This is a genomic window from Mycolicibacterium tokaiense (assembly GCF_010725885.1).
Lineage (GTDB): Bacteria > Actinomycetota > Actinomycetes > Mycobacteriales > Mycobacteriaceae > Mycobacterium > Mycobacterium tokaiense.
On the sequence record NZ_AP022600.1, the window covers coordinates 4,085,265 to 4,105,835 of the forward strand.

At 69.1% G+C, this 20,571-nt stretch carries 21 protein-coding genes; 15 read left to right on the forward strand and 6 right to left on the reverse strand.

From position 1 onward, the window contains the following. The first annotated feature begins 147 nt into the window (after positions 1 to 147). The 3 genes from G6N58_RS19905 to G6N58_RS19915 all read left to right on the forward strand — a co-directional run bounded on the left by G6N58_RS19905 (position 148) and on the right by G6N58_RS19915 (position 4,445). Entirely contained in the window at positions 148 to 1,500 is a 1,353-nt protein-coding gene (locus tag G6N58_RS19905; protein WP_068916344.1) for an ammonium transporter, read from the forward strand. Positions 1,501 to 1,533: 33 nt separating this feature from the next. Next, on the forward strand, positions 1,534 to 1,872 hold the full coding sequence (locus tag G6N58_RS19910; protein ID WP_003881099.1) for a P-II family nitrogen regulator: 339 nt from the start codon (positions 1,534 to 1,536) through the stop codon (positions 1,870 to 1,872). Positions 1,873 to 1,952: 80 nt separating this feature from the next. After that, a complete protein-coding gene (locus tag G6N58_RS19915; RefSeq protein ID WP_068916345.1) occupies positions 1,953 to 4,445 on the forward strand; it encodes a [protein-PII] uridylyltransferase in 2,493 nt (830 codons plus the stop codon). On the opposite strand, the gene G6N58_RS19920 is transcribed toward G6N58_RS19915, so the two are convergent. Continuing rightward, positions 4,442 to 5,638, reverse strand: coding sequence for a sensor histidine kinase (locus tag G6N58_RS19920; RefSeq protein ID WP_115277555.1), 1,197 nt, complete (start codon positions 5,636 to 5,638; stop codon positions 4,442 to 4,444). The genes G6N58_RS19915 and G6N58_RS19920 overlap by 4 nt on opposite strands. Then, positions 5,638 to 6,330, reverse strand: coding sequence for a response regulator transcription factor (locus tag G6N58_RS19925; RefSeq protein WP_115277554.1), 693 nt, complete (start codon positions 6,328 to 6,330; stop codon positions 5,638 to 5,640). The genes G6N58_RS19920 and G6N58_RS19925 overlap by 1 nt, the downstream gene beginning before the upstream one ends. Positions 6,331 to 6,435: 105 nt before the next feature. Between G6N58_RS19925 and G6N58_RS19930 the strand changes: the two genes are divergently transcribed. The 6 genes from G6N58_RS19930 to G6N58_RS19955 are packed head-to-tail and all read left to right on the forward strand — an operon-like array spanning position 6,436 to position 12,932. Then, entirely contained in the window at positions 6,436 to 7,452 is a 1,017-nt protein-coding gene (locus G6N58_RS19930) for an AAA family ATPase (RefSeq protein ID WP_115277553.1), read from the forward strand. Next, positions 7,449 to 8,372, forward strand: a complete 924-nt coding sequence (locus tag G6N58_RS19935) for a DUF58 domain-containing protein (RefSeq protein WP_115277552.1) — start codon at positions 7,449 to 7,451, stop codon at positions 8,370 to 8,372. Before G6N58_RS19930 ends, G6N58_RS19935 begins: the two co-directional genes overlap by 4 nt. Further along, a complete protein-coding gene (locus G6N58_RS19940; protein ID WP_115277551.1) occupies positions 8,372 to 9,337 on the forward strand; it encodes a VWA domain-containing protein in 966 nt (321 codons plus the stop codon). Before G6N58_RS19935 ends, G6N58_RS19940 begins: the two co-directional genes overlap by 1 nt. A 12-nt stretch (positions 9,338 to 9,349) precedes the next feature. Beyond that, positions 9,350 to 10,288 carry a S1C family serine protease gene (locus G6N58_RS19945; protein ID WP_115277550.1) on the forward strand — a complete coding sequence of 313 codons (939 nt, stop codon included), beginning with the start codon at positions 9,350 to 9,352 and terminating at the stop codon, positions 10,286 to 10,288. Between the two features lie 14 nt (positions 10,289 to 10,302). Further along, a complete protein-coding gene (gene ffh / locus G6N58_RS19950; RefSeq protein WP_115277549.1) occupies positions 10,303 to 11,862 on the forward strand; it encodes a signal recognition particle protein in 1,560 nt (519 codons plus the stop codon). Positions 11,863 to 11,864: 2 nt separating this feature from the next. Continuing rightward, positions 11,865 to 12,932 (forward strand): amidohydrolase family protein, encoded by a 1,068-nt coding sequence (locus G6N58_RS19955; protein ID WP_163908276.1) that lies wholly within the window; start codon positions 11,865 to 11,867, stop codon positions 12,930 to 12,932. A gap of 23 nt (positions 12,933 to 12,955) precedes the next feature. Here G6N58_RS19955 and G6N58_RS19960 read toward each other — a convergent pair whose 3' ends face one another. From G6N58_RS19960 to G6N58_RS19970, 3 genes are all read right to left on the reverse strand, one after another. Then, positions 12,956 to 13,762 carry a D-alanyl-D-alanine carboxypeptidase family protein gene (locus tag G6N58_RS19960; RefSeq protein ID WP_115281395.1) on the reverse strand — a complete coding sequence of 269 codons (807 nt, stop codon included), beginning with the start codon at positions 13,760 to 13,762 and terminating at the stop codon, positions 12,956 to 12,958. A 97-nt stretch (positions 13,763 to 13,859) separates the two neighbouring features. Continuing rightward, on the reverse strand, positions 13,860 to 14,756 hold the full coding sequence (locus tag G6N58_RS19965) for a D-alanyl-D-alanine carboxypeptidase family protein (RefSeq protein WP_163908278.1): 897 nt from the start codon (positions 14,754 to 14,756) through the stop codon (positions 13,860 to 13,862). Positions 14,757 to 14,802: 46 nt separating this feature from the next. Further along, positions 14,803 to 16,344: a diflavin oxidoreductase gene (locus tag G6N58_RS19970; protein WP_435406130.1), complete on the reverse strand. Its 1,542-nt coding sequence runs from the start codon at positions 16,342 to 16,344 to the stop codon at positions 14,803 to 14,805. 114 nt (positions 16,345 to 16,458) lie between these two features. On the opposite strand from G6N58_RS19970, the gene G6N58_RS19975 reads away from it, so the two are divergent. From G6N58_RS19975 to trmD, 5 genes are all read left to right on the forward strand, one after another. Then, entirely contained in the window at positions 16,459 to 16,878 is a 420-nt protein-coding gene (locus G6N58_RS19975; protein WP_068916355.1) for a nuclear transport factor 2 family protein, read from the forward strand. 156 nt (positions 16,879 to 17,034) lie between these two features. Beyond that, complete coding sequence (gene rpsP / locus G6N58_RS19980; protein WP_068916356.1) at positions 17,035 to 17,481, forward strand: 30S ribosomal protein S16; 447 nt, start codon at positions 17,035 to 17,037, stop codon at positions 17,479 to 17,481. Continuing rightward, positions 17,478 to 17,720 carry an RNA-binding protein gene (locus G6N58_RS19985; protein ID WP_068916357.1) on the forward strand — a complete coding sequence of 81 codons (243 nt, stop codon included), beginning with the start codon at positions 17,478 to 17,480 and terminating at the stop codon, positions 17,718 to 17,720. The genes rpsP and G6N58_RS19985 overlap by 4 nt, the downstream gene beginning before the upstream one ends. A gap of 11 nt (positions 17,721 to 17,731) precedes the next feature. Continuing rightward, positions 17,732 to 18,253: a ribosome maturation factor RimM gene (gene rimM / locus G6N58_RS19990; protein ID WP_115277547.1), complete on the forward strand. Its 522-nt coding sequence runs from the start codon at positions 17,732 to 17,734 to the stop codon at positions 18,251 to 18,253. A 13-nt stretch (positions 18,254 to 18,266) separates the two neighbouring features. Continuing rightward, positions 18,267 to 18,944 (forward strand): tRNA (guanosine(37)-N1)-methyltransferase TrmD, encoded by a 678-nt coding sequence (trmD, locus tag G6N58_RS19995; protein WP_068916359.1) that lies wholly within the window; start codon positions 18,267 to 18,269, stop codon positions 18,942 to 18,944. Position 18,945: 1 nt separating this feature from the next. Here trmD and G6N58_RS20000 read toward each other — a convergent pair whose 3' ends face one another. Next, positions 18,946 to 19,890, reverse strand: coding sequence for a serine hydrolase (locus G6N58_RS20000; protein ID WP_163908280.1), 945 nt, complete (start codon positions 19,888 to 19,890; stop codon positions 18,946 to 18,948). A gap of 336 nt (positions 19,891 to 20,226) precedes the next feature. On the opposite strand from G6N58_RS20000, the gene rplS reads away from it, so the two are divergent. Beyond that, positions 20,227 to 20,568, forward strand: coding sequence for a 50S ribosomal protein L19 (gene rplS / locus G6N58_RS20005; RefSeq protein WP_068916361.1), 342 nt, complete (start codon positions 20,227 to 20,229; stop codon positions 20,566 to 20,568). Positions 20,569 to 20,571: the final 3 nt, after the last annotated feature.

The following is a 20,571-nucleotide window of genomic DNA, read 5'->3' on the forward strand; positions in this document are numbered from 1 at the left end:
CAACGATGAAACACGAGCGTAACGCTTCCGGCGTGTGCGTTCACTTGGCGGAAACACAACAGAATCACCGATGAAACCACGGCAAAAGAACCTTCTCTGCGAGGCCGATCCGGAATCGGCGCACACTCCTGAGGAGGTTCACACAAAGTGGTCTTAGCCTTACCCGACGAAGCCTTCCTGCCCTTCGGGCCGGACGGCCTGAGCGCCGGCGACACCGCCTGGGTTCTCACTTCTGCCGCCCTGGTTCTGTTCATGACCCCGGGCCTGGCGTTCTTCTACGGCGGCCTGTCGCGCCAGAAGTCCGTCCTCAACATGATGATGATGTCGTTCGGCTCCATGGGTGTCGTCAGCGTCATCTACGTGCTGTGGGGATACTCGATGTCCTTCTCCTCCGGCCACACCGGCGAGAGCGACATTCTGGGTATCTTCGACAACCCCTTCTCGCTGTTCGGTTTGACGCAGCTGACGGAGACCCGCGAGGTCGACGGGGTGAGCACCTACGTGCTGGGCGGTTTCGGCACCGTGCCCGCCATCGTCTGGGTGGCCTTCCAGTTGACGTTCGCCGTCATCACCGTCGCGCTGATCAGCGGTGCGGTGGCCGAGCGGATGAAGTTCGGCACCTGGCTGGTGTTCGGCGGCATCTGGGTGACCCTGGTGTACTTCCCGCTGGCCCACATGGTTTGGGGCGGCGGCCTGCTCTCCGGCGCCGAAGGTGGCATCGCTGCAATGATCTTCGGGGTCGATGAGGAGGGAGCGGCCAACGTCGCACCCATCGACTTCGCCGGCGGCACCGTGGTGCACATCAACGCCGGTATGGCCGCCCTGGTGCTGGCCATTCTGCTGGGCAAGCGGAAGGGCTTCGGCAAGACCGCCTTCCGGCCGCACAACATTCCGTTCGTCATGCTCGGTGCGGCGATCCTGTGGTTCGGCTGGTTCGGCTTCAACGTCGGCTCTGAGGGTGCGGCCGACATGCTCGCCGGCCTGGTCTGGGTCAACACCACCGCCGCCACGGCCGCCGCGATGCTGGGCTGGCTGCTGGTGGAGCGCTTCCGCGACGGCCACGCCACCAGCGTCGGCGCCGCGTCGGGTATCGTTGCCGGCCTGGTCGCCATCACCCCCGCCTGCGGTTCTCTCTCGCCCATCGGATCGCTGATCCTGGGTGCCGTCGCCGGTGTTCTGTCGGCACTGGCCATCAGCCTGAAGTACAAATTCGGCTACGACGATTCACTCGACGTGGTGGGCGTGCACCTGGTTGCCGGCCTGTGGGGCACCGTCGGCATCGGCCTGCTGGCCACCGAGACGGGTCTGTTCTACGGCGGTGGATTCCAGCAGCTCGTGGTGCAGATCATCATCGCCGTGGTGGCCCTGGTGTTCACGGCGGTCATGACCGCCATCATCGCCTTCATCGTCAAGCCGCTGGGCTGGCGGGTCAGTGAAGAGGACGAGGACACTGGTATCGATGAGACCGAACATGCCGAAACGGCTTACGAGCTCGCCTGATCGGCGACAATTTCATCGGAAGGGATCAACTACATGAAGCTGATTACTGCGATCGTCAAGCCGTTCACGCTCGAAGATGTCAAGACCGGTCTGGAGCAGACGGGTATCCTGGGGATGACCGTCAGCGAAGTGCAGGGCTACGGCCGTCAGAAAGGCCACACCGAGGTCTACCGCGGTGCGGAGTACTCCGTCGATTTCGTGCCCAAGGTACGGGTGGAGGTGGTCGTCGATGATTCCGCCGTGGACAAGGTGGTCGACGTCATCGTCCAGGCTGCCCGCACCGGCAAGATCGGTGACGGCAAGGTGTGGGTCAGCCCGGTGGACACCGTGGTACGGGTGCGCACCGGTGAACGAGGGGCTGACGCCCTTTGAGCCGCAACAACTTCTGAGTTGTCCTCTCCAGGCCCGGGACCGAGTGAGAGTTTGTCGGTGACGGAACACGATAGGACTCGATGAAGCAGACGCCAGACCCCGCCGCCGGCGCTCCCCACCAGGGGAGCCCGGCGGCGGGCTCGTTGAACGAACCGCCCAAGCCCGCCCATGATCTCGCCAGAGCCGTGCAGCAACTCCTGGACGGCGGCACCCGTGCGCTGGATTCCGCCGCGCTGCGTGACGCACTGCTGGACCTGCACGAATTCTGGCTCACCACCAAGGCCTCCGAGATCGGCGTCACCCCCACCAGCGGCTTCGCCATCGTCGCCACCGGCGGCCTGGGGCGTGGGGAGCTGGTGCCGTACTCCGACCTCGACCTCACACTGGTGCACGACAACCTGCCCGACGACGTGGTGGCCGAGGTGGCGCAACATCTGTGGTATCCGTTGTGGGACGCCAATATTCGGCTCGATCACAGCGTCCGAACCGTGCCGGAGGCGCTCAAGGTCGCCAGTGAGGACATCTCCGCCGGCCTGGCCATGCTGGAGGCCCGGCACATCGCCGGTGATCCGGCCCTGTCGGCACTGCTCATCGGCGGCGCCCGCAGGCAGTGGCGCACCGGAATCGCCTCGCGCTTCGATGATCTCGTTGCACACACCCGGTCCCGCTGGGAGCGTAGCGGCCAGATCGCACACCGGGCCGAACCGGACCTCAAATGTGGTCGCGGCGGCCTGCGTGATGTCCAGCTGCTCAATGCCCTCGCCATCGCCCAGCTGGCCGACGTGTATCCCAGCCAGTCCCTGGTCTCACCCACCGGCTCGTTGGGCGGGGCTCATCTGGCGCTGCTCAACGTCCGCACCGAACTGCACCGGCTCTCGCGCCGGGGCCGAGACCAGGTACTGGCGCAGCACGCCGACGAGATCGCGGCCGCCCTGCGCATCGGTGACCGCTTCGACCTGGCCCGCACACTGTCGGATGCGGCCCGCACCGTCAGCTACTACGTCGACGCCGGGCTGCGCACCGCGGGAAATGCGCTGCCGCGCCGTGGTTTTGCCGCCCTGCGCCGACCCATCCGCCGCCCGCTCGACGAAGGCGTCGTCGAATTCAACGGCGAGGTGATCCTGGCCCGCGACGCCCGCCCGGAACGTGACCCGGGGCTGATCCTGCGGGTCGCCGCGGCCTCGGCCACCACCGGACTGCCCATGTCCGGGTCCACGCTGTCGCGGCTGGCCGACTCCGCCCCCGAGCTACGCACCCCCTGGCCGCGAGCGGCGCTCAAGGACCTGCTGGTGCTGCTGGCCGCCGGCCCCGCCGCTGTGGCCACTGTCGAGGCGCTGGACCGCACCGGATTGTGGGGCCGGCTCTTCCCGGAGTGGGGCGCGGTACGCGATCTGCCCCCGCGCGATGCCGCCCACATCTGGACAGTCGACCGTCACCTGGTCGAAACCGTCTCGCGGGCAAGCGCCTTCACCACGCGGGTATCGCGGCCGGACCTGCTGGTGCTGGGCGCGCTGGTGCACGACATCGGGAAGGGCCGCGGGGGTGACCACAGCATCATCGGTGCCGAGCTGGCCACCCAGATCGGTACCCGGCTGGGGTTGTGGCCGTCGGATGTCGAGACGCTCTCGGCAATCGTGCGGTATCACCTGCTGCTGCCCGAGACAGCCACCCGCAAGGACCTGCAGAATCCGGACACCATCGCCGCAGTGGTGACTGCCCTGGGCGGTGACCCGGTGCTGCTGGAGTTGCTGCACGCGCTGGCCGAGGCTGATTCGCTGGCCACCGGTCCGGGGGTGTGGGGTGACTGGAAGGCGTCGCTGATCGGCGATCTGGTCCGGCGCTGCCGATTGGTGATGGCGGGCGAGCCGCTGCCGCAGGCCGATCCGATCGACCCGCGCTACCTCGAGCTGGCCACCCAGGTGGGCGTGCACGTCGACCTGACCGCCGGGGAAGGTGCGCACACCTACAACGTGACGATGATCGCCCCGGACAGCCGGGGCCTGCTGTCGAAAGCGGCCGGTGTGCTGGCGTTGCATTCGCTGCGGGTGCATTCGGCATCGGTCAACAGCCACGGCGGGTCGGCCATCAACACCTTCACGGTGTCGCCGCGGTTCGGTTCGCCGCCGGCTGCCGAGCTGCTGCGCCAACAACTGATCCTGGCCGTCGACGGTGAGCTGGATGTTGTGACGGCGCTGCGGCAGAAGGACGCCGACGGGTCGTCGGCCCAGGGCCGCGCCGGCGAGCTGCTCGCGGCGGTGCCCATCAACGCGCCGGCGGCTCCGCCGCGGGTGCTGTGGCACGCCGGCCGCACCGACCGCGAGTTGCTGGTCGAGATCCGCACCACCGACCGGCCCGGTCTGCTGACCACCCTGACCGCGGTGTTCGAAAGCGCAGGGGTGGACATCGCCTGGGCCAAGGTGACCACCCTGGGCTCCTCGGTGGTGGACGCGTTCGGCATCGTGGCCCCGCAGCCCGACACCGACGGCTCGCTGCGCGACGACCTGCAACGTCGGCTCGTCGAGGTGCTGCCTGCGCCGCCGGCCAAGCCGGCCCCGGCGCAGGACGCCTCCTAGACAGGGCAGTGCGTCGGCGGTTGGTCGCTGCGCTCGGGGCGATCGGCGATCGCGCGGTCGGGCAGCCAGATCACGAACGTGCTGCCCACGCCCAGGGAGCTGAACACCGTCAGCTTGCCCTCGTGGCTCTCCACGATCTGCCGGGCGATGGCCAGCCCCAGCCCGGTGCCGCGCCGACCACCGTTCTGCGCGCGGCGAAACCGGTCGAACACCCGTTGCTGCTCCTCCTCGGCGATGCCGGGTCCCTGATCGCGCACCGCCACCCAGGCCCAGCCGCCGGAGCTGCCGCTGGCAATGGTCAACTCGGAGTCCTTGGGCGCCAACCGGATCGCGTTCGACAGCAAGTTGGCCAGAGCGCGCGACAGCGACTCGGGGTCGGCGTACACCACCGGTCCCGGGGACAGCCGGGTGATCACCCGCAGTGGCCGATCCTCGGCCAGCAGCCGGTGTTCGTCGACCACGTCGCGGCAGAACGACTCCAGGTCCACCGGCTGATCGGCGAACGATCCGGAGCGTCGCCGTGCGGTGGCCAGCAGATCTTCCAGCAGCCGCGACATCCGGCTGGTGGCGCGGCTGATCACCGCCAGTGCGTGGGCCCGCTCCTGCGGGGTGGCCGCCTCGTCGGCCAGCACCGCCTCGACATTGGCCTGCACCACGGCCACCGGGTTGCGCAACTCGTGGGAGACGTCTTCCACCAGCGCCCGCTCGGTACGGAACGCCTCGTCGAGCCGGTCCAGCATGCCGTCGATGGTGTCGGCCAGGGTACGGAGCTCGTCCTTGGGGCCGGAGGCGTTGATGCGTTGTGAAAGATCGCTGGCGGACAGGCGATTGGCGGTGCGGGTGATCTCCTCGACCGGCCGCAACAGCCGCCCGGCCACGAACCAGCCGACCACCAGGCTGATCACGAAGATCACGCCGAGGGCCAGCAGCGAGTAGTCCCGCAGCGTGGACAGTGTCGAGTAGTTCACCGCACGCTGCACGCTCTCCATGTCCGCGGCCTGAAAACTCTCGCCCACCCGATAGACCATGGTGCCGTCGGCCTTGCGGTCGAACTTCTTCACCGTCACCGGATCCAGCGGCGCCGCGTCGATGGTGGTCGACAGCGCGAAATACACCCCGGCCAGGATCAGCGCCGAGATCACCGACAACCACAGCGAGGTGGTCAGCGCCAGCCGCACCCGGATGGTGCGCATCAGGCAGTGGTGCGCAGCCGGTAGCCGCGGCCCACCAGCGTGTGCAGCACCTGCTGCTCATCGCCGAGGGTGAGCTTGCGGCGCAAGGTGCCCACCGTCACCCGCACCGTCTGGGTGAACGGGTCGGCGTTCTCATCCCACACGTGCTCGAGGATCTGCTCGGCCGAGACCACGTGATCGGGACGGGTCATGAGGTAGCGCAGCACGGCGAATTCTTTGAGCGTCAGATCCACCTCGCGGCCGCCGCGGCAGACGATCTGGCGGGCGGTGTCGACGGTGATGTCGCCCAGGCGCAGCACCGACGAATCACCGGAGACCTCGCGGCGCAGCACCGCCCGCAGCCGCGCGGTGAGTTCGGCCAGTGCGAACGGTTTGACGATGTAGTCGTCGGCACCGGCATCCAGCCCGCGCACCCGGTCGGGCAGCGTGCCCAACGCGGTCAGCATGACAATCCGGATCTCGCGACCGGCGGGGGAGCCGATCTCACCGGTGCGCAACCGGCGGGCCAGGTCCAGTCCGTCACCGTCGGGCAGGTTGACGTCCACCAGGGCCACGTCATAGGTGTTCACCGTCAGACGCTCGATCGCCTCGGCCTCCGACAGCGCGGTGTCGACCGCGTACCCCTCGCGCTGCAGGCCGACGCGGAGCGCGCTGACCAAGCCCTCTTCGTCCTCGACGATCAGCACCCGCATGTTCGCCGAGGGTAGCGGCGTGGGCGCGGTGCGACCAGTTCGCTTTCGGTCGGCTTTCGCCGCAGTTTTCCGGGGTTTTCGCCCCCGGGTGGTGAAGTGGGCGCCATGAGCGATCACGAGACCGAGGCGCACAGTATCGGGGCATTGGTTGAACGCGCCCTCTTCGAGATGAAACACGTTGTCGTCGGCCAGGATTCGATGCTGGAGCGGCTGTTGGTGGGACTGCTGGCCGGCGGGCACATCCTGCTCGAAGGCGTGCCGGGGCTGGCCAAGACCCTGGCGGTCCGCACCGTGGCCACGGTGGTGGGCGGCTCCTTCAACCGGCTGCAGTTCACCCCGGACCTGATGCCCGCCGACATCATGGGCACCCGGGTGTGGCGGCCGTCCACCGAATCCTTCGACATCGAGCTGGGGCCGATCTTCGCCAACCTGGTGCTGGCCGACGAGATCAACCGGGCCCCGGCCAAGGTGCAGTCCGCACTGCTGGAGGCGATGGCCGAGGGCCAGGTCAGCATCGGCGGGCGCACCTTCGCGCTGCCCGAACCATTCCTGGTGCTGGCCACCCAGAACCCGATCGAGACCGACGGCGTCTACCACCTGCCCGAGGCCCAGCGCGACCGCTTCCTGCTCAAGATCGACCTGACCCATCCCACCGAACTCGAGGAGATGGCCATCCTGTCGCGAATGGGCGGCACGCCGCCGCGAGCGCGCCGGTTGATGGAACCGGCCGACGTGTTGCGGCTGCAGCGCGCAACCGAGGACGTGTTCGTCCATCACGCGGTGGCCCACTACATCGTGCGGTTGGTGATGGCCACCCGGGAGCCCGCCGAGTACGGCGCCGACGCCATTGCCGGTGTACTCGAGTACGGCGTGGGTCCGCGCGGGTCGCTGGGTCTGCTGTCGGCCGGCCGGGCGCTGGCGGTGCTGCGGGGCCGCGACTACGTGCTGCCGGCCGACGTCGCCGACATCGCGCCCGACGTGCTGGCTCACCGGTTGGTGCCCACGTTCGACGCGGTGGCCGACGGGCTGGACCCCCGTGCGGTGATCGCCACCCTCCTGGACTGCGTGCCACCGCCGGTGATCGCCCCGAACAGCCAGCAGCTCACCGAGGTGGCCTCGTGAGCGGGCCACCGTGGCAGGCGCTGGACCTGGGGCTGCGCCGTCGCATCGACAGCCTGCTCACCGGCGATCACGAGGGTCTGCGGTTGGGGGTGGGTACCGAGCGGGAAGAGGTGGTGCGCTATCAACCGGGCGACGACGTGCGTCACATCGACTGGAACATCACCGCCCGCTCCGGTGAGCCGCATGTGTGGCGTCCGCGGGCCGACAACCGGCTCGATGCCTGGGTGATGGTGGACACCAGCCCCAGCATGGCGTTCGGCACCGCGTCGGTCGACGACACCGCTGACGAGAAGCTGGACCTGGCGGCCCGCATCGTCTGGGCACTCGGTCTGCTGATCGACGCGCCGGGAAACACGTTGGGAGTGGCGACGTTCGGCGCCGAAGGGCTGCAGTGGCAGCGGCCCGACCGCGCCAAACTGGCGGCATCGCGGGCGGCGCAGGCGTTGGTGAGTGCCCGCACCGGGCCCGGCTCCCCGAGCCTGGCGCAGGCGCTGACCGCACTGGGTGCCCGCCGCGGTGGGCCGGGTCTGCGGGTGGTGGTCTCGGACTTCCTCGATCCCGACGGCGCCGACACCGCGCCGTTCGACTGGCAGGCACCGCTGCGACGGCTGACCAACCGCCACGACGTGGTGGTGGTCGAGATCGTCGACCCCCGCGAGCTGGAACTGCCCGACATCGGTGCGGTGACCCTGGTGGACCCCGAATCGGGTCGGCAACGCCAGGTGTGGACCTCCGACCGGCGGCTGCGCCGCACCTACCGCGACGCCGCCGAGGCGCACCGGGAAGCGGTGGCCTCGGCCATCGCCACCAGTGGGGCCGATCACCTGCGTGCCAGCACCGGGCGGGACTGGATCCGCGACCTGGCCCGCTTCCTGCGCGAGCGGCAGCGCACCCTGCGCCGCCGGGGAGCCCGCCGGTGATGACCTTCCTGTTCCCCCTCGGCCTGCTGATGCTGGTGCCGGTGGCGCTGCTGGGGCTGACCTACCTGGTGACCGTGCGACGCAGGCAGCGTTACGCCGTGCGGTATGCCGCGCTTCCGTTGCTGGACAAGGTGATCCCCGAGCGCCCCAAGTGGCGCAGGCACCTGCCCGCCGCCTTCCTGCTGATGGCGCTGACGTTGTGCGCACTGGCGGTGGCGCGTCCGGAGCTGCCGGTGCGTGTGCCCTATGAGCGCGCCACCATCATCGTCGCGCTGGACACCTCGGAGTCGATGCAGGCCCGCGACGTCAGCCCGGACCGGCTCACCGCGGCGGTGGCCGCGGCCGGCAACTTCATCGAGCAACTGCCCGACACCTTCAACGTCGGGGTGGTGACTTTCGCCGGTGCCACGTCGGTGGTGCACGCCCCCGACACCGATCACGAGGCGGCGGCCACCAGCCTGCAGATGCTGGGCACCGAGTCGCGGACCGCGATCGGCGAAGGGGTGTTCACCTCCCTGGAGCAGATCATGAGGGTGGCCCGTGATCCCGATCAGGAACCCGAGGAGGGCCAGGACCGGTTGCCCGCCCATGTGGTGCTGCTGTCCGACGGCAGCAACACCTCCGGCCGCGGCATCGACGAGGCGGCCTTGGCGGCGGTCGCCGCCGGGGTGCCGGTGTCCACCATCGCCTACGGCACCGAGAGCGGGATCCTCGACAGCGGCGGGTACGCGATCCCGGTGCCGGTGGACGCCCGCACCCTGTCCGAGCTGGCCGACGGCACCGGCGGCATCGCCTACACCGCCGAGAGCAGCGACGAACTCGAGCAGGTCTACCGCGACATCGGCTCGTCCATCGGGTGGCGCACCGAGTGGCGCGAGGTCACCCCGTTCGTCGCCGCGTTGGCGCTGGCCTTCGGCATCGTGGCCGCGGGGCTGTCCATGCGCTGGTTCTCCCGACTCATCTGATGAGGAGCCTCGATGTCTGAGTTCGATCTCGGAACCCGTCCGGCGGGGCCGGCCTTCCTGGCGCCGGGCAGCGTGCCGGTAGCCCCGCCCCCCGTCGCCCCGCCCCTGGTTCCCACCCGGATCGGGGGGATCGCCGCGGCCACCGCGGAAAAACAGAAGCCGGTGCCGTCACCCCTTGCGGCACCGGCGGCGCCCCGGCGCTCCCGCGCCGGTCTGGCCCTGCTGGTGACCGCCTGCCTGCTGGGCGGAGGGACCGCGGGCGCCGCAGCCGGGTTGTGGGCGGCGTCGCAGTTCGACGCGGGCATCACATTGCGTCAGAGCCCGCCGGTCGCCGCGCCGGCGGCCGCGGGTGCCGGGGCACCCGACGCCCAATCCGCCGCGGCCGCTCTGCTGCCCAGCGTGGTGCAGGTGGCGGCGGGCAGCAGCCGCGGATCCGGGTTCGCCATCGACGACCAGGGGCGCATCATGACCAACAGCCACGTCGTCGAGGGCTCCCAGCGGGTACTGGTGCGGTTGGCCGACGGCCGGCGCGTCGCCGCGCGGGTGGTGGGCACGGACCCTCAGATGGACGTCGCGGTGCTGCAGATGGCCGGCGACCCGCCGCCACCGGCGGCGCTGGGGATCAGCAGTGGCGTCGCGATCGGTCAGCCGGTGATCGCCGCGGGCGCCCCGCTGGGCCTGGCCAGCACGGTCACCGGCGGCATCATCAGCGCCGTGGACCGGACGGCGCGGCTGGGCCCGCAGCCGGAGCAGCTGTTGTTGCAGACCGACGCGTCCATCAACCCGGGCAACTCGGGCGGGCCGCTGGCCAACCTGGACGGTCAGGTGATCGGGATGAACACCGCGATCGCCACCGTCGGCGGCGCCGAAGCGGGGAACATCGGCATCGGATTCGCCGTGCCGATCGACCGGGCGATCGAGGTGGCCAGGCGGATCATCTCGGGGGGCTGACGTAGGCTTGCGCCGTGTTTGAATCCCTGTCCGATCGGCTCACCGGTGCGCTTTCGGGCCTGCGCGGCAAGGGTCGGCTCACCGACGCCGACATCGATGCCACGGCCCGGGAGATCCGGCTCGCGCTGCTCGAAGCCGACGTGTCGCTACCCGTGGTCCGTGCCTTCATCAACCGGATCAAAGAACGTGCCAAGGGTGCCGAGGTCTCGGGTGCGCTGAACCCCGCCCAGCAGGTCGTCAAGATCGTCAACGAGGAGCTGATCGGCATCCTCGGCGGCGAGACCCGCCAGCTGCGGTTCGCCAAGACCCCGCCGACGGTCATCATGCTCGCCGGTCTGCAAGGCGCCGGTAAGACCACCCTGGCCGGCAAGCTCGCCAAATACCTCAAGGGACAAGGGCATACGCCGTTGCTGGTGGCGTGCGACCTGCAGCGCCCCGGTGCGGTGAACCAGCTCCAGATCGTCGGACAACGCGCCGGCGTGGAGGTGTTCGCCCCGCACCCGGGCACCGCACCCAGCGCGCCGGAAACCGAGGGCTCGGGTCCCGGCGACCCGGTCTCGGTGGCCGCCGCCGGCCTGGCCGAGGCCAAGGCCAAGCACTTCGACGTCGTGATCGTCGACACCGCGGGCCGCCTCGGTATCGACGACGTGCTGATGGCCCAGGCCGCAGGCATCCGCGACGCCGTGCACCCCGACGAGACGCTGTTCGTGCTCGACGCGATGATCGGCCAGGACGCCGTGGCCACCGCCGAAGCCTTCGGGGCCGGTGTCGGCTTCACCGGCGTGGTGCTGACCAAGCTCGACGGTGACGCCCGCGGTGGTGCCGCGCTGTCGGTGCGTGAGGTCACCGGCGTGCCGATCCTGTTCGCGTCCAGCGGGGAGAAGCTCGAGGACTTCGACGTCTTCCACCCCGACCGGATGGCCAGCCGCATCCTCGGTATGGGCGACGTGCTCTCGCTCATCGAGCAGGCCGAGCAGGTCTTCGACGCGCAGCAGGCCGAAGATGCCGCCGCCAAGATCAGCTCAGGCGAGTTGACCCTCGAGGACTTCCTCGACCAGATGCTGGCCATCCGCAAGATGGGCCCCATCGGCAACTTGCTGGGCATGCTGCCCGGCGCCGGGCAGATGAAAGACGCGCTGGCTGCCGTCGACGACACCCAGCTGGACCGCCTGCAGGCCATCATCCGCGGTATGACGCCGGCCGAGCGCGCCGATCCGAAGATCATCAACGCCTCCCGGCGGCTGCGTATCGCCAACGGTTCCGGTGTGACGGTGTCCGAGGTCAACCAGCTGGTGGACCGCTTCTTCGAAGCCCGCAAGATGATGTCGCAGATGGCCGGCCAGATGGGAATGCCGTTCGGCCGCAAGGGAAATACTCGCAAGGCCGCCAAGGGCAAGAACAAACAGGCCGGCAAGAAGAAGGGTCGGGGTCCGACGCAGCCGAAGTCGCCGTTGGGCGCCGGTCTGCCGGGCGGCTTCCCGGATCTGTCGCAGATGCCCAAGGGGCTCGACGAACTGCCGCCGGGGCTGGCTGATTTCGACCTCTCGAAGCTGAAGTTCCCGGGGCAGAAGTAGTCGTGCAGCTGCACCTGCGGGGTGTTGAGCTGCCCGGCGGTGAGCCGGTGGACTGGTGGGTGGTCGACGGTCACCTGTCCGCGGAGCCGGTGGCCGGCGCCGAGACGATCTTCGATGGCGGCTGGATCATCCCCGGCCTGGTGGATGCGCACTGCCATGTGGGCCTGGGGCCGGGGGGTCCCACCTCCGCCGAGGAGGCCGTCATGCAGGCCGAGACCGAGCGCGGCGTCGGCGCCCTGCTACTGCGCGACGCCGGATCGCCCATCGACACCCGCTTCGTCGACGACCGCGACGACCTGCCCCGGATCATCCGGGCCGGTAAGCACATCGCCAAGCCCAAGCGCTACATCCCCGGCCTGCCCATCGACATCGAAGACGAGTCTCAACTGCCCGACGTGGTGGCCACGCAGGCACGCTTCGGCGACGGTTGGGTCAAGCTGGTGGGGGACTGGATCGACCGCGGTGTCGGGGACCTCACGCCGCTGTGGTCCGATGAGATTCTCACCGCCGCGATCGCCGCGGCCCACGCCGAGGGGGCCCGCGTCACCGCCCACGTCTTCGGCGAGGACGCGCTGCCCGGGCTGATCAAGGCCGGTATCGATTGCATCGAGCACGGCACCGGCATCACCGACGAGGTGATCGAGCTGATGCTGGCCCACGGCACTGCCTTGGTGCCGACGATGATCAACACCGAGAACTTCCCGAACATCGCGGCGGCGGCCACCAAGTACCCCACCTACGCCGCTCACATGCAGGACCTCTACGCGCGCAGCGGATCCCGGCTGGCCGCCGCCCATGAGGCCGGCATCCCCATCTATGCCGGCACCGACGCCGGCGGCATGCTGGCCCACGGCCGCATCGCCGACGAGGTGGCCGCGCTGACCACCATCGGGATGAGCGCCGGCGAAGCCCTGGGCGCGGCGTCCTGGACGGCGCGGGAGTGGCTCGGGCGGCCCGGTCTGCAGCACGGCGCCCCGGCCGATCTGCTGTGTTTCCGGGAGGATCCGCGCACCGGCCCGGCGGTGCTGAGTGCGCCGGATGTGGTGATCCTGCGCGGCAGGGTGTTCTAGCCCGGCCGGTGTTCTGACCGGGGCTACCGAGGCTGGGCGAAACCCCAGTCCAGTAGGGCCATGGCCTGGCCGTAAAGGTCGCCGCTGCCCTTCATCTGCACCACCACCAGCCGGCGATCACCGCGCTGCGCCGCCCCGACATAGGTCTTGCCGGCCAGGTTGGTGAAACCCGTCTTGCCTCCCAGCGCACCGGGATAACGCTCCAGCAGCTGGTTCTGGTTGTGGATGGTCTTGACGCCGTCGCGGCTGGGGAACTGTGCCGACGGCGCTGCCATGATCTGGGCCAGCAGCGGATAGGACAGCGCGGCGCGGAAGAGGACGCCGAGATCGCGTGGTGTGGTCAGGGATTCCCATCCGGGTCCGTCCAGACCGGAGGGGGACAGTGCCCGGGTGCTGGTGGCGCCGACGGACTGGGCTTTGGCGTTCATCCGCGTGATGGCCGCTCGGTATCCACCGAGCATGTCGCCCAGCATGTTCGCGGCGTCGTTGCCCGACACCATCAGGATGGCCGCCAGCAGCTGGGTCACGGTGTAGGCCTGGCCGGGCACCAGCCCCGCGCACGAGCACTCCACCCGGGTGTGTACGGGTGCGGCGCGCGCGAAGTTGGCCGGGTCCAGGTGATCGAGCACGGTCATCGCCAGCAACACTTTGATGGTGCTGGCCGGTGCAGACGCGGCTGTGGGGTTCTTACCGGCCAGGATGGTGCCGGTGTCCATGTCGGCGACCATCCAGGACTGTGCCGGGCCGTCGGGGGCGGTGGTCACCGCGCCCACCGGGGGAGCGGCGGCGGCCGGACCGGCCCCCAGCACCGCCACCAGCATCAGAGACATGATCACCGCGAGCGGAGCGAGGGGCACGACCGCCGAGCGTAACCACTGTGGGCGCGAAGCTGATCTCGAAACGGTTGCGAATCAGCAACTTTCGAAATCAGAGCGCGCCGACGCCATTGTTCTGGGCGAAGCCCCAATCCAGCAGGGCACCCGCCTGATCCCAGTAGGTGGGTCCGCCCTCGACCACCAGCCCGAACATCATCGCGATCACCAAGCGGCGCCCGTTGCGGGACGCTGCGGCCACGTAGGTCTTGCGGGCCAGGTCGGTGAAACCTGTCTTGCCGCCGAGCGTTCCGGGATAGCGGTGCAGCAGTTCGTTCTGGTTGACCAGCACCCGTTCACCGGTCTCGGTGGGAAACACCGCGGTGGGCTGGGCGACGATCTGGGCGAACACGGGGTAGGTCATGGCCGAGCGGAAGATGACCGCCAGGTCGTGGGGCGTGGACCAGATGTTGATACCGGGGCCGTCGATGCCGGACGGCGAGCCCGCGCTGGTGCCGCGGGCACCCAGGGAGAGCGCTTTGGCGTTCATCTTGGCCACGGCGGCGTCCGGGCCGCCGACCATGCGCGCCAGGGTGTTCGCGGCATCGTTGCCCGAGACCAGCAGCAGACCGTCGAGCAACTGCCGGGCGGTGTAGGTGCGGCCCGGCACCACACCGACGCAGTTGCACTCGACACGGGTGTCGGCCTCGTCCGCCGCGATGGTGGCGTCGAGGGGGACCTCATCGAGGATCACTTGCGCCAGCAGTGTCTTGATGGTGCTCGCGGGGGCGTAGGTGGTGTTCTCGTTGCGCCCGGCCAGCACCTGCCCGGTGTCCATGTCGGCCACGATCCACGCCTGGGCCGGCCCGTCGGGGACCGGCACCGAACCGGCGGGCTGCACCACGGTCAGGTCGCCGAGGGGCTGGGCGTCCGAGGATGGCGCGAACGCCACCACAGCCAGGACCATCGCCAGACTCGAGGTGATCGCCACACTCGCGAGCAGCTTGCGCATGGAGAGGCAGCCTAACCCCAGACGGCGGCCCGCTCAGAATGGAACGTCAGTACACATCCCGGCAGTAGCGGTGCGCGGTGATGAGCCCACCGACATAGGCGTGGGCGGCGTCGGCGTCCATGGCGCCGGCGGTCCGCACGATCTCGTGCAGGGTGTTGTGCACGTCGCGAGCCATCCGCACCGCGTCACCGCACACGTAGAGATGGGCACCCGCCTGCAGCCAGGCGAACAGCTCGGCGGCCTGGGCCAGCATCTGGTGCTGGACGTAGCCGCCGTCGCTGTCACGGGAGAAGGCCAGATCCAGCCGGGTGAGGACGCCGTCGTGCAGGAAGTCCTGCAGCTCCTGCTCGTAGAGGAAGTCGGTGCCGCGGTGGCGGTGCCCGGAGAACAGCCAGGCTGCTCCGGTGGCGCCGGTGGCCCGGCGCTCCTGCAGGAACGCCCGGAACGGTGCGATCCCGGTGCCCGGCCCCACCATGATGATCGGCACGTCCGGGGCGGGTAGCCGGAAGCCGTCGTTCGGGCACAGACGGACCCGCAGGTCCCGGGCGCGATCCGCCAGGTGCCCGGACGCGACGCCCGAGCGGGCGCGGCCGGCGCGGTGGTGGCGCACCGTGGCCACGGTCAGGTGCAACCGGTCGGGATACACCAGCGGGCTGGACGCGATGGAGTAGTCCCGGCACTGCAGGGGCCGCAGCGTGGTGAGCACCTCGTCGGCGGACAGGTCTACGAGCTCCAGCAGATCCAGCACGTCGCGGTCCGCAGCGGTGGCCGCCTCGGTCTCGGTGGTGCGGGCCGCAACAAGGGCCCGCAGCTCCTGCGACGGTGTGCGGATCTCGACCTGCTCGGTCAGCCAGTGGCCCATCGGTTGGTCCTGACCTGGTGCGGGGTCGTCGGCGCTGCGGCCCAACCGGGTCAGCAATGCCGCCACCAGCGCGGGGTCGTTGACCGGGTGCACACTCAGCGAGTCGCCGGCCCGGTAGGTCAGCCCGCTGCCCGCCAGATCCAGCTCGTGATGCCACACCTCGTCGTGGGAGCCGGCGCCGGTGAGCAGTCGTCGGGACGCCAGTCGCGCGGTGACCGGGGTGTGAGTCCACTGTGATGGGGCCGGCGGTTCGGGGTGGGCGAGGGGTTGGTCGGTGGCGGGGAGCAGGTCGATCACCGCCGCGGTCCAGGCGGCGGCGTCGTCGTCGAAGTCGATGTCGCAGTCGACGCGGGTGGTCAGTCGTTTTGCGCCCAGCGCCTCGAGGCGGGCGTCGAGCAGCTTCCCGGCGTTGGCGAAGTCGATGTAGTACTTGTCGCCGAGCCCGAGCACCGCGAAGGTCAGGTGCTCGCACCGCGGGGCGTCGTCGGCGTGGAGCGACTCCCAGAACAGCGCGGCGTTGAACGGGAACTCGCCCTCGCCGTAGGTCGCGGTGATGGCCACCAGGTGGGTGGCGGCGGCCAGCATGTCGGCATCGATGGCGTTGAGTTCCACCGGGGTGACCTCGAGTCCGAGGGCCTTGGCGGCGACGGCGAACGATCCCGCGAGCCCCTCGGCGCCCCCGGTTTCGCTGCCGTAGCCGACGAGCAGGGAGAACGGTGCAGGCAACAGTCGGCTCCTATCGTGAGGTATCCCTAACTAAGGGCGACCTTACTTGCGTGAGGGCGGGGTGGGATCGTCCCTTCGGGTGATTTTCGCTACGCGCAGTGTTGGAATGTCCTCATGCTCAGCCTCGAGGAGATCTCGGACCGCCTGGAGATCCAGCAGCTGCTGGTCGACTACTCCACCGCCATCGACAACCGCCGCTTCGACGACCTGGACGCGGTCTTCACCGCCGACGCCTACATCGACTACCGCGCCATGGGCGGCATCGACGGCCAGTATCCCGAGGTCAAGGCCTGGCTGGCGCAAGTGCTGCCGCACTTCCCGGCGTATTCGCACATGCTGGGTAACCTGTCGATCACCTTCGCCGGCGACACCGCGTCCTCCCGGGTCATCTGCTTCAACCCGATGGTGCTCGACGGCGAGAGCAAGCAGGTGTTGTTCTGCGGGCTCTGGTACGACGACGAGTTCATCCGGACCGCCGACGGCTGGCGGATGACCCGGCGGGTCGAGACGAAGTGCTTTGACAAACTCGTCTGATTTCTGTTGCGAGTGCTGCCTCTGGCACAATGAGCGGCTGTCTGCCGTACGACTCAGGCTGTGCGGCGGTCACACACGTGAGGCAAAACCGGATCTGGGCGCCGTGTCCTGATCGCTGAATTGCAGCGTGGCACTTCTACAGGAGTTTGTTTTCGCATGGCTGTCAAAATCAAGCTGACCCGTCTCGGCAAGATCCGCAATCCCCAGTACCGCATCGTCGTCGCCGACGCGCGCACCCGCCGCGACGGCCGCTCCATCGAGGTCATCGGCCGCTACCACCCCAAGGAAGAGCCCAGCCTGATCGAGATCGATTCCGAGCGTGCGCAGTACTGGCTCGGCGTGGGCGCCCAGCCCACCGAGCCCATCCTTGCCCTGCTGAAGATCACCGGTGACTGGCAGAAGTTCAAGGGCCTGCCCGGCGCCGAGGGCACCCTCAAGGTCAAGGAACCCAAGCCCAGCAAGCTGGACCTCTTCAACGCCGCGCTGGCCCAGGCCGACGGTGGCCCCGCCAATGAGGCCATCACGCCCAAGAAGAAGAAGGCCCCCAAGGCCGACGAGGCTGCCGAGCAGGCACCGGCCGAGACCGCTGACGCCGCCGAATGAGTGCTGTCGTCGTCGACGCCGTGGAGCATCTGGTCCGCGGAATCGTCGACAATCCCGATGACGTCCGCGTCGACATGGTGACCAACCGCCGGGGCCGCACCGTCGAGGTGCATGTGCACCCCGAGGATCTCGGCAAGGTCATCGGTCGCGGCGGACGCACCGCCACTGCGTTGCGCACCCTGGTCGCCGGTATCGGCGGCCGCGGCATCCGCGTCGACGTGGTGGACACCGACCAGTAGGTCGTACGTTCGTGGAGCTGGTCGTCGGTCGTATCGTCAAGGCGCACGGCATCACCGGTGAGGTGGTTGTCGAGGTGCGCACCGACGACCCCGGCGGCCGCTTCGCGAAGGGAAAAGTGCTGCGAGGCAGAGCTTCTCGCGGCAAGTCCGAGCGCGAGTACACCATCGACAGTGTGCGTGAGCACGGCGGTCGACTATTGGTGCGCCTGGCCGGTGTCACCGACCGCGATGCCGCCGACGCCCTGCGCGGCACCCTGTTCCTCGTCGAATCCGACGATCTGCCACCGATCAGCGAACCGGACGAGTTCTACGACCACCAACTCGAGGGCTTGGCTGTGCGCACGGTGGCCGGCGTCGAGATCGGTACCGTCGCCGAAGTTCTGCACACCGCGGCAGGAGAACTGCTGTCGATCACAACCCCTGACGGTGCCGAGAAGCTGGTGCCCTTCGTGACCGCATTCGTGCCCACCGTGTCACTGACCGACGGTCTCATCGAGATCGACCCGCCAGAGGGACTGCTGGACCTCGACTGAAACGGGGCGCACCGTGCGTATCGACGTCATCACCATCTTCCCGGACTACCTGGCGCCGCTGCGGCAGTCCCTGCCCGGCAAGGCCATCGACAGCGGGCGGATCGAGCTCGGGGTCCACGACCTGCGTCGCTGGACCCACGACGTGCACAGGTCCGTCGACGACTCGCCCTACGGCGGTGGGCCGGGGATGGTGATGAAGGCACCCATCTGGGGCGCAGCGCTCGACGAGATCTGTTCTGCCGAAACTCTTCTGGTGGTACCCACGCCGGCGGGCCGGTTGTTCGACCAGGCCACCGCCACGCGCTGGAGCACCGAGGCGCACCTGGTCTTCGCCTGCGGCCGCTACGAGGGCATCGACCAACGGGTGGCCGACGACGCCGCCCGCAGGATGCGGGTCGAAGAGGTCTCCATCGGTGACTACGTGCTCAACGGCGGGGAGGTGGCCACCCTGGTGATGCTCGAGGCCGTCATCCGGCTGCTTCCCGATGTCATCGGCAATCCCCGCTCCCACCAGGAGGATTCGTTCTCTGACGGACTGCTGGAAGGTCCGAGCTACACCCGGCCGCTGAGCTGGCGGGGCCTCGAGGTGCCCGAGGTGCTGCTCTCCGGCGACCATGCCAAGGTGGCGCGGTGGCGCCGCGAAGCCGCCGAAGAGCGCACCCGGGAACGTCGCCCCGACCTGCTGAGCTGATTCAGACCCGCCCGGTCGGGAAGACGGCCCGGACCGCTGCAGTGATGGTCTCGCGGGCCGCTTCGGCCCCCACCGGCTGCAGCGCGTAGATCACCATGATGTAGCGCCGGTCGGCGCTGAGCACTCCGGTGGACAGATGCATCCAGTCCCCCCCGATGCAGCACATCCAACCCTGTTTCACCGCAACACGTTCAGCGGGCAGGCCCTCCGGGATGCCGAAGCGCTGCGGGTAGATGCCGCCCGGCTGGGTGCCGTCCGGTGCAGTGGGTGTCGAGGCGGCCAGATTGCTCATGATGATGCTGGCGCGTTCCCGCGGGAGCCCGCCGGTGCCGGCCAGCATCATGTCGTAGTACCGCACCAGATCGGCGGCGGAGGTGATGGTGTTGAACCAGCGGCCGTTGTTCGGGGGAGAGGTGTCGCGCAATCCGTAGCGGGCGGTTACGCGGTCCACGATGGCACTGCCCCCGCCGCGGTTCCAGAACGTCTCGGCGGCACTGTCATCCGAGGAGCGCAGCATCACGTCGAGCAACGCCCGATCATCGGGGGAGAGATTCGGCTCCCGCAGCAGCAGATCGTCGGCGATGAACAGCTTGACCACCGACGCAGTGGCCCACCCCGTGATGCGCCCTGCCGACACCTGCTGGCGGGTCTCGCGGTCCAGCACCATCAGGCCGATGTCGGCGCCCTGATCGGCCGCGGCACGCACCGCGTCGTCGGCGCGGCCCTGCAGACCCGTGAACGACATCGGCGGTGCGATGGGTGCGGCTGCTTCGGTTTCCGCCGGCGCCTGCGGAACGACAACCGACATCGGGGAGTCATGACCGGGAGAGCCGTACACGCGGGCTTCGCAGCCGGCACTGCCCGCGATCAGTGCCGCGCTGACGGCGACGACCGTTCCCTTGACGAGGTTCGAGGCCCTCGCCTGGGGGGACGCCGGCGAACGCATGCTTCTCCTCGGGGCGGAAGTGGCGCGGGAATCGGGCTCCGGGACCGGCGTGAACGCCACCCGCCCGGTGGGTTCCAGGGTAGTCGGTTGTTTGCACATGCGCGTAGTTAGGCGGGCTTGCTACCGTGGCGGACACCGCCTCGACGAGGCGATTTCACTGCGTGCGCCGCGTCTGGCACAATTGACAAGTTGTCTGCGCGGGCCGGGAGTACTGCCCTGCTGCGAGACAGACCCAAGGCGCAAGACCGAAAGCCCCATCCATCGGCTGCGGACCGTGCCCGGCACACAGTGTGACCGGGCGTCGACCGTGGCCGCGACCGCAAGGAAGAGTCACCGATGAACACGCTGGACTTCGTCGACCAGGCGTCGCTGCGCGACGACATTCCGGCCTTCGGCCCCGGCGACACCGTGAACGTGCACGTGAAGGTCATCGAGGGCACCAAGGAGCGCATCCAGGTTTTCAAGGGTGTCGTGATCCGTCGTCAGGGCGGCGGCATCCGCGAGACCTTCACCGTTCGCAAGGAGAGCTACGGCGTCGGCGTCGAGCGCACCTTCCCGGTGCACACGCCCAACATCGACAAGGTCGAGGTCGTGACCCGCGGTGACGTGCGTCGCGCCAAGCTGTACTACCTGCGCGAGCTGCGCGGCAAGAAGGCCAAGATCAAGGAAAAGCGCTGAGTG

Coding starts and splice junctions, on each gene's coding strand:
- G6N58_RS19965 (WP_163908278.1), bottom strand. CDS start 14,756: ATGCGCAAGCTGCTCGCGAGTGTGGCGATCACCTCGAGTCTGGCGATG.
- G6N58_RS19930 (WP_115277553.1), top strand. CDS start 6,436: ATGAGCGATCACGAGACCGAGGCGCACAGTATCGGGGCATTGGTTGAA.
- G6N58_RS19985 (WP_068916357.1), top strand. CDS start 17,478: ATGAGTGCTGTCGTCGTCGACGCCGTGGAGCATCTGGTCCGCGGAATC.
- G6N58_RS19925 (WP_115277554.1), bottom strand. CDS start 6,330: ATGCGGGTGCTGATCGTCGAGGACGAAGAGGGCTTGGTCAGCGCGCTC.
- G6N58_RS19920 (WP_115277555.1), bottom strand. CDS start 5,638: ATGCGCACCATCCGGGTGCGGCTGGCGCTGACCACCTCGCTGTGGTTG.
- rpsP (WP_068916356.1), top strand. CDS start 17,035: ATGGCTGTCAAAATCAAGCTGACCCGTCTCGGCAAGATCCGCAATCCC.
- G6N58_RS19960 (WP_115281395.1), bottom strand. CDS start 13,762: ATGTCTCTGATGCTGGTGGCGGTGCTGGGGGCCGGTCCGGCCGCCGCC.
- G6N58_RS19910 (WP_003881099.1), top strand. CDS start 1,534: ATGAAGCTGATTACTGCGATCGTCAAGCCGTTCACGCTCGAAGATGTC.
- G6N58_RS19975 (WP_068916355.1), top strand. CDS start 16,459: ATGCTCAGCCTCGAGGAGATCTCGGACCGCCTGGAGATCCAGCAGCTG.
- G6N58_RS19915 (WP_068916345.1), top strand. CDS start 1,953: ATGAAGCAGACGCCAGACCCCGCCGCCGGCGCTCCCCACCAGGGGAGC.
- rplS (WP_068916361.1), top strand. CDS start 20,227: ATGAACACGCTGGACTTCGTCGACCAGGCGTCGCTGCGCGACGACATT.
- G6N58_RS20000 (WP_163908280.1), bottom strand. CDS start 19,890: ATGCGTTCGCCGGCGTCCCCCCAGGCGAGGGCCTCGAACCTCGTCAAG.
- G6N58_RS19940 (WP_115277551.1), top strand. CDS start 8,372: ATGACCTTCCTGTTCCCCCTCGGCCTGCTGATGCTGGTGCCGGTGGCG.
- G6N58_RS19945 (WP_115277550.1), top strand. CDS start 9,350: ATGTCTGAGTTCGATCTCGGAACCCGTCCGGCGGGGCCGGCCTTCCTG.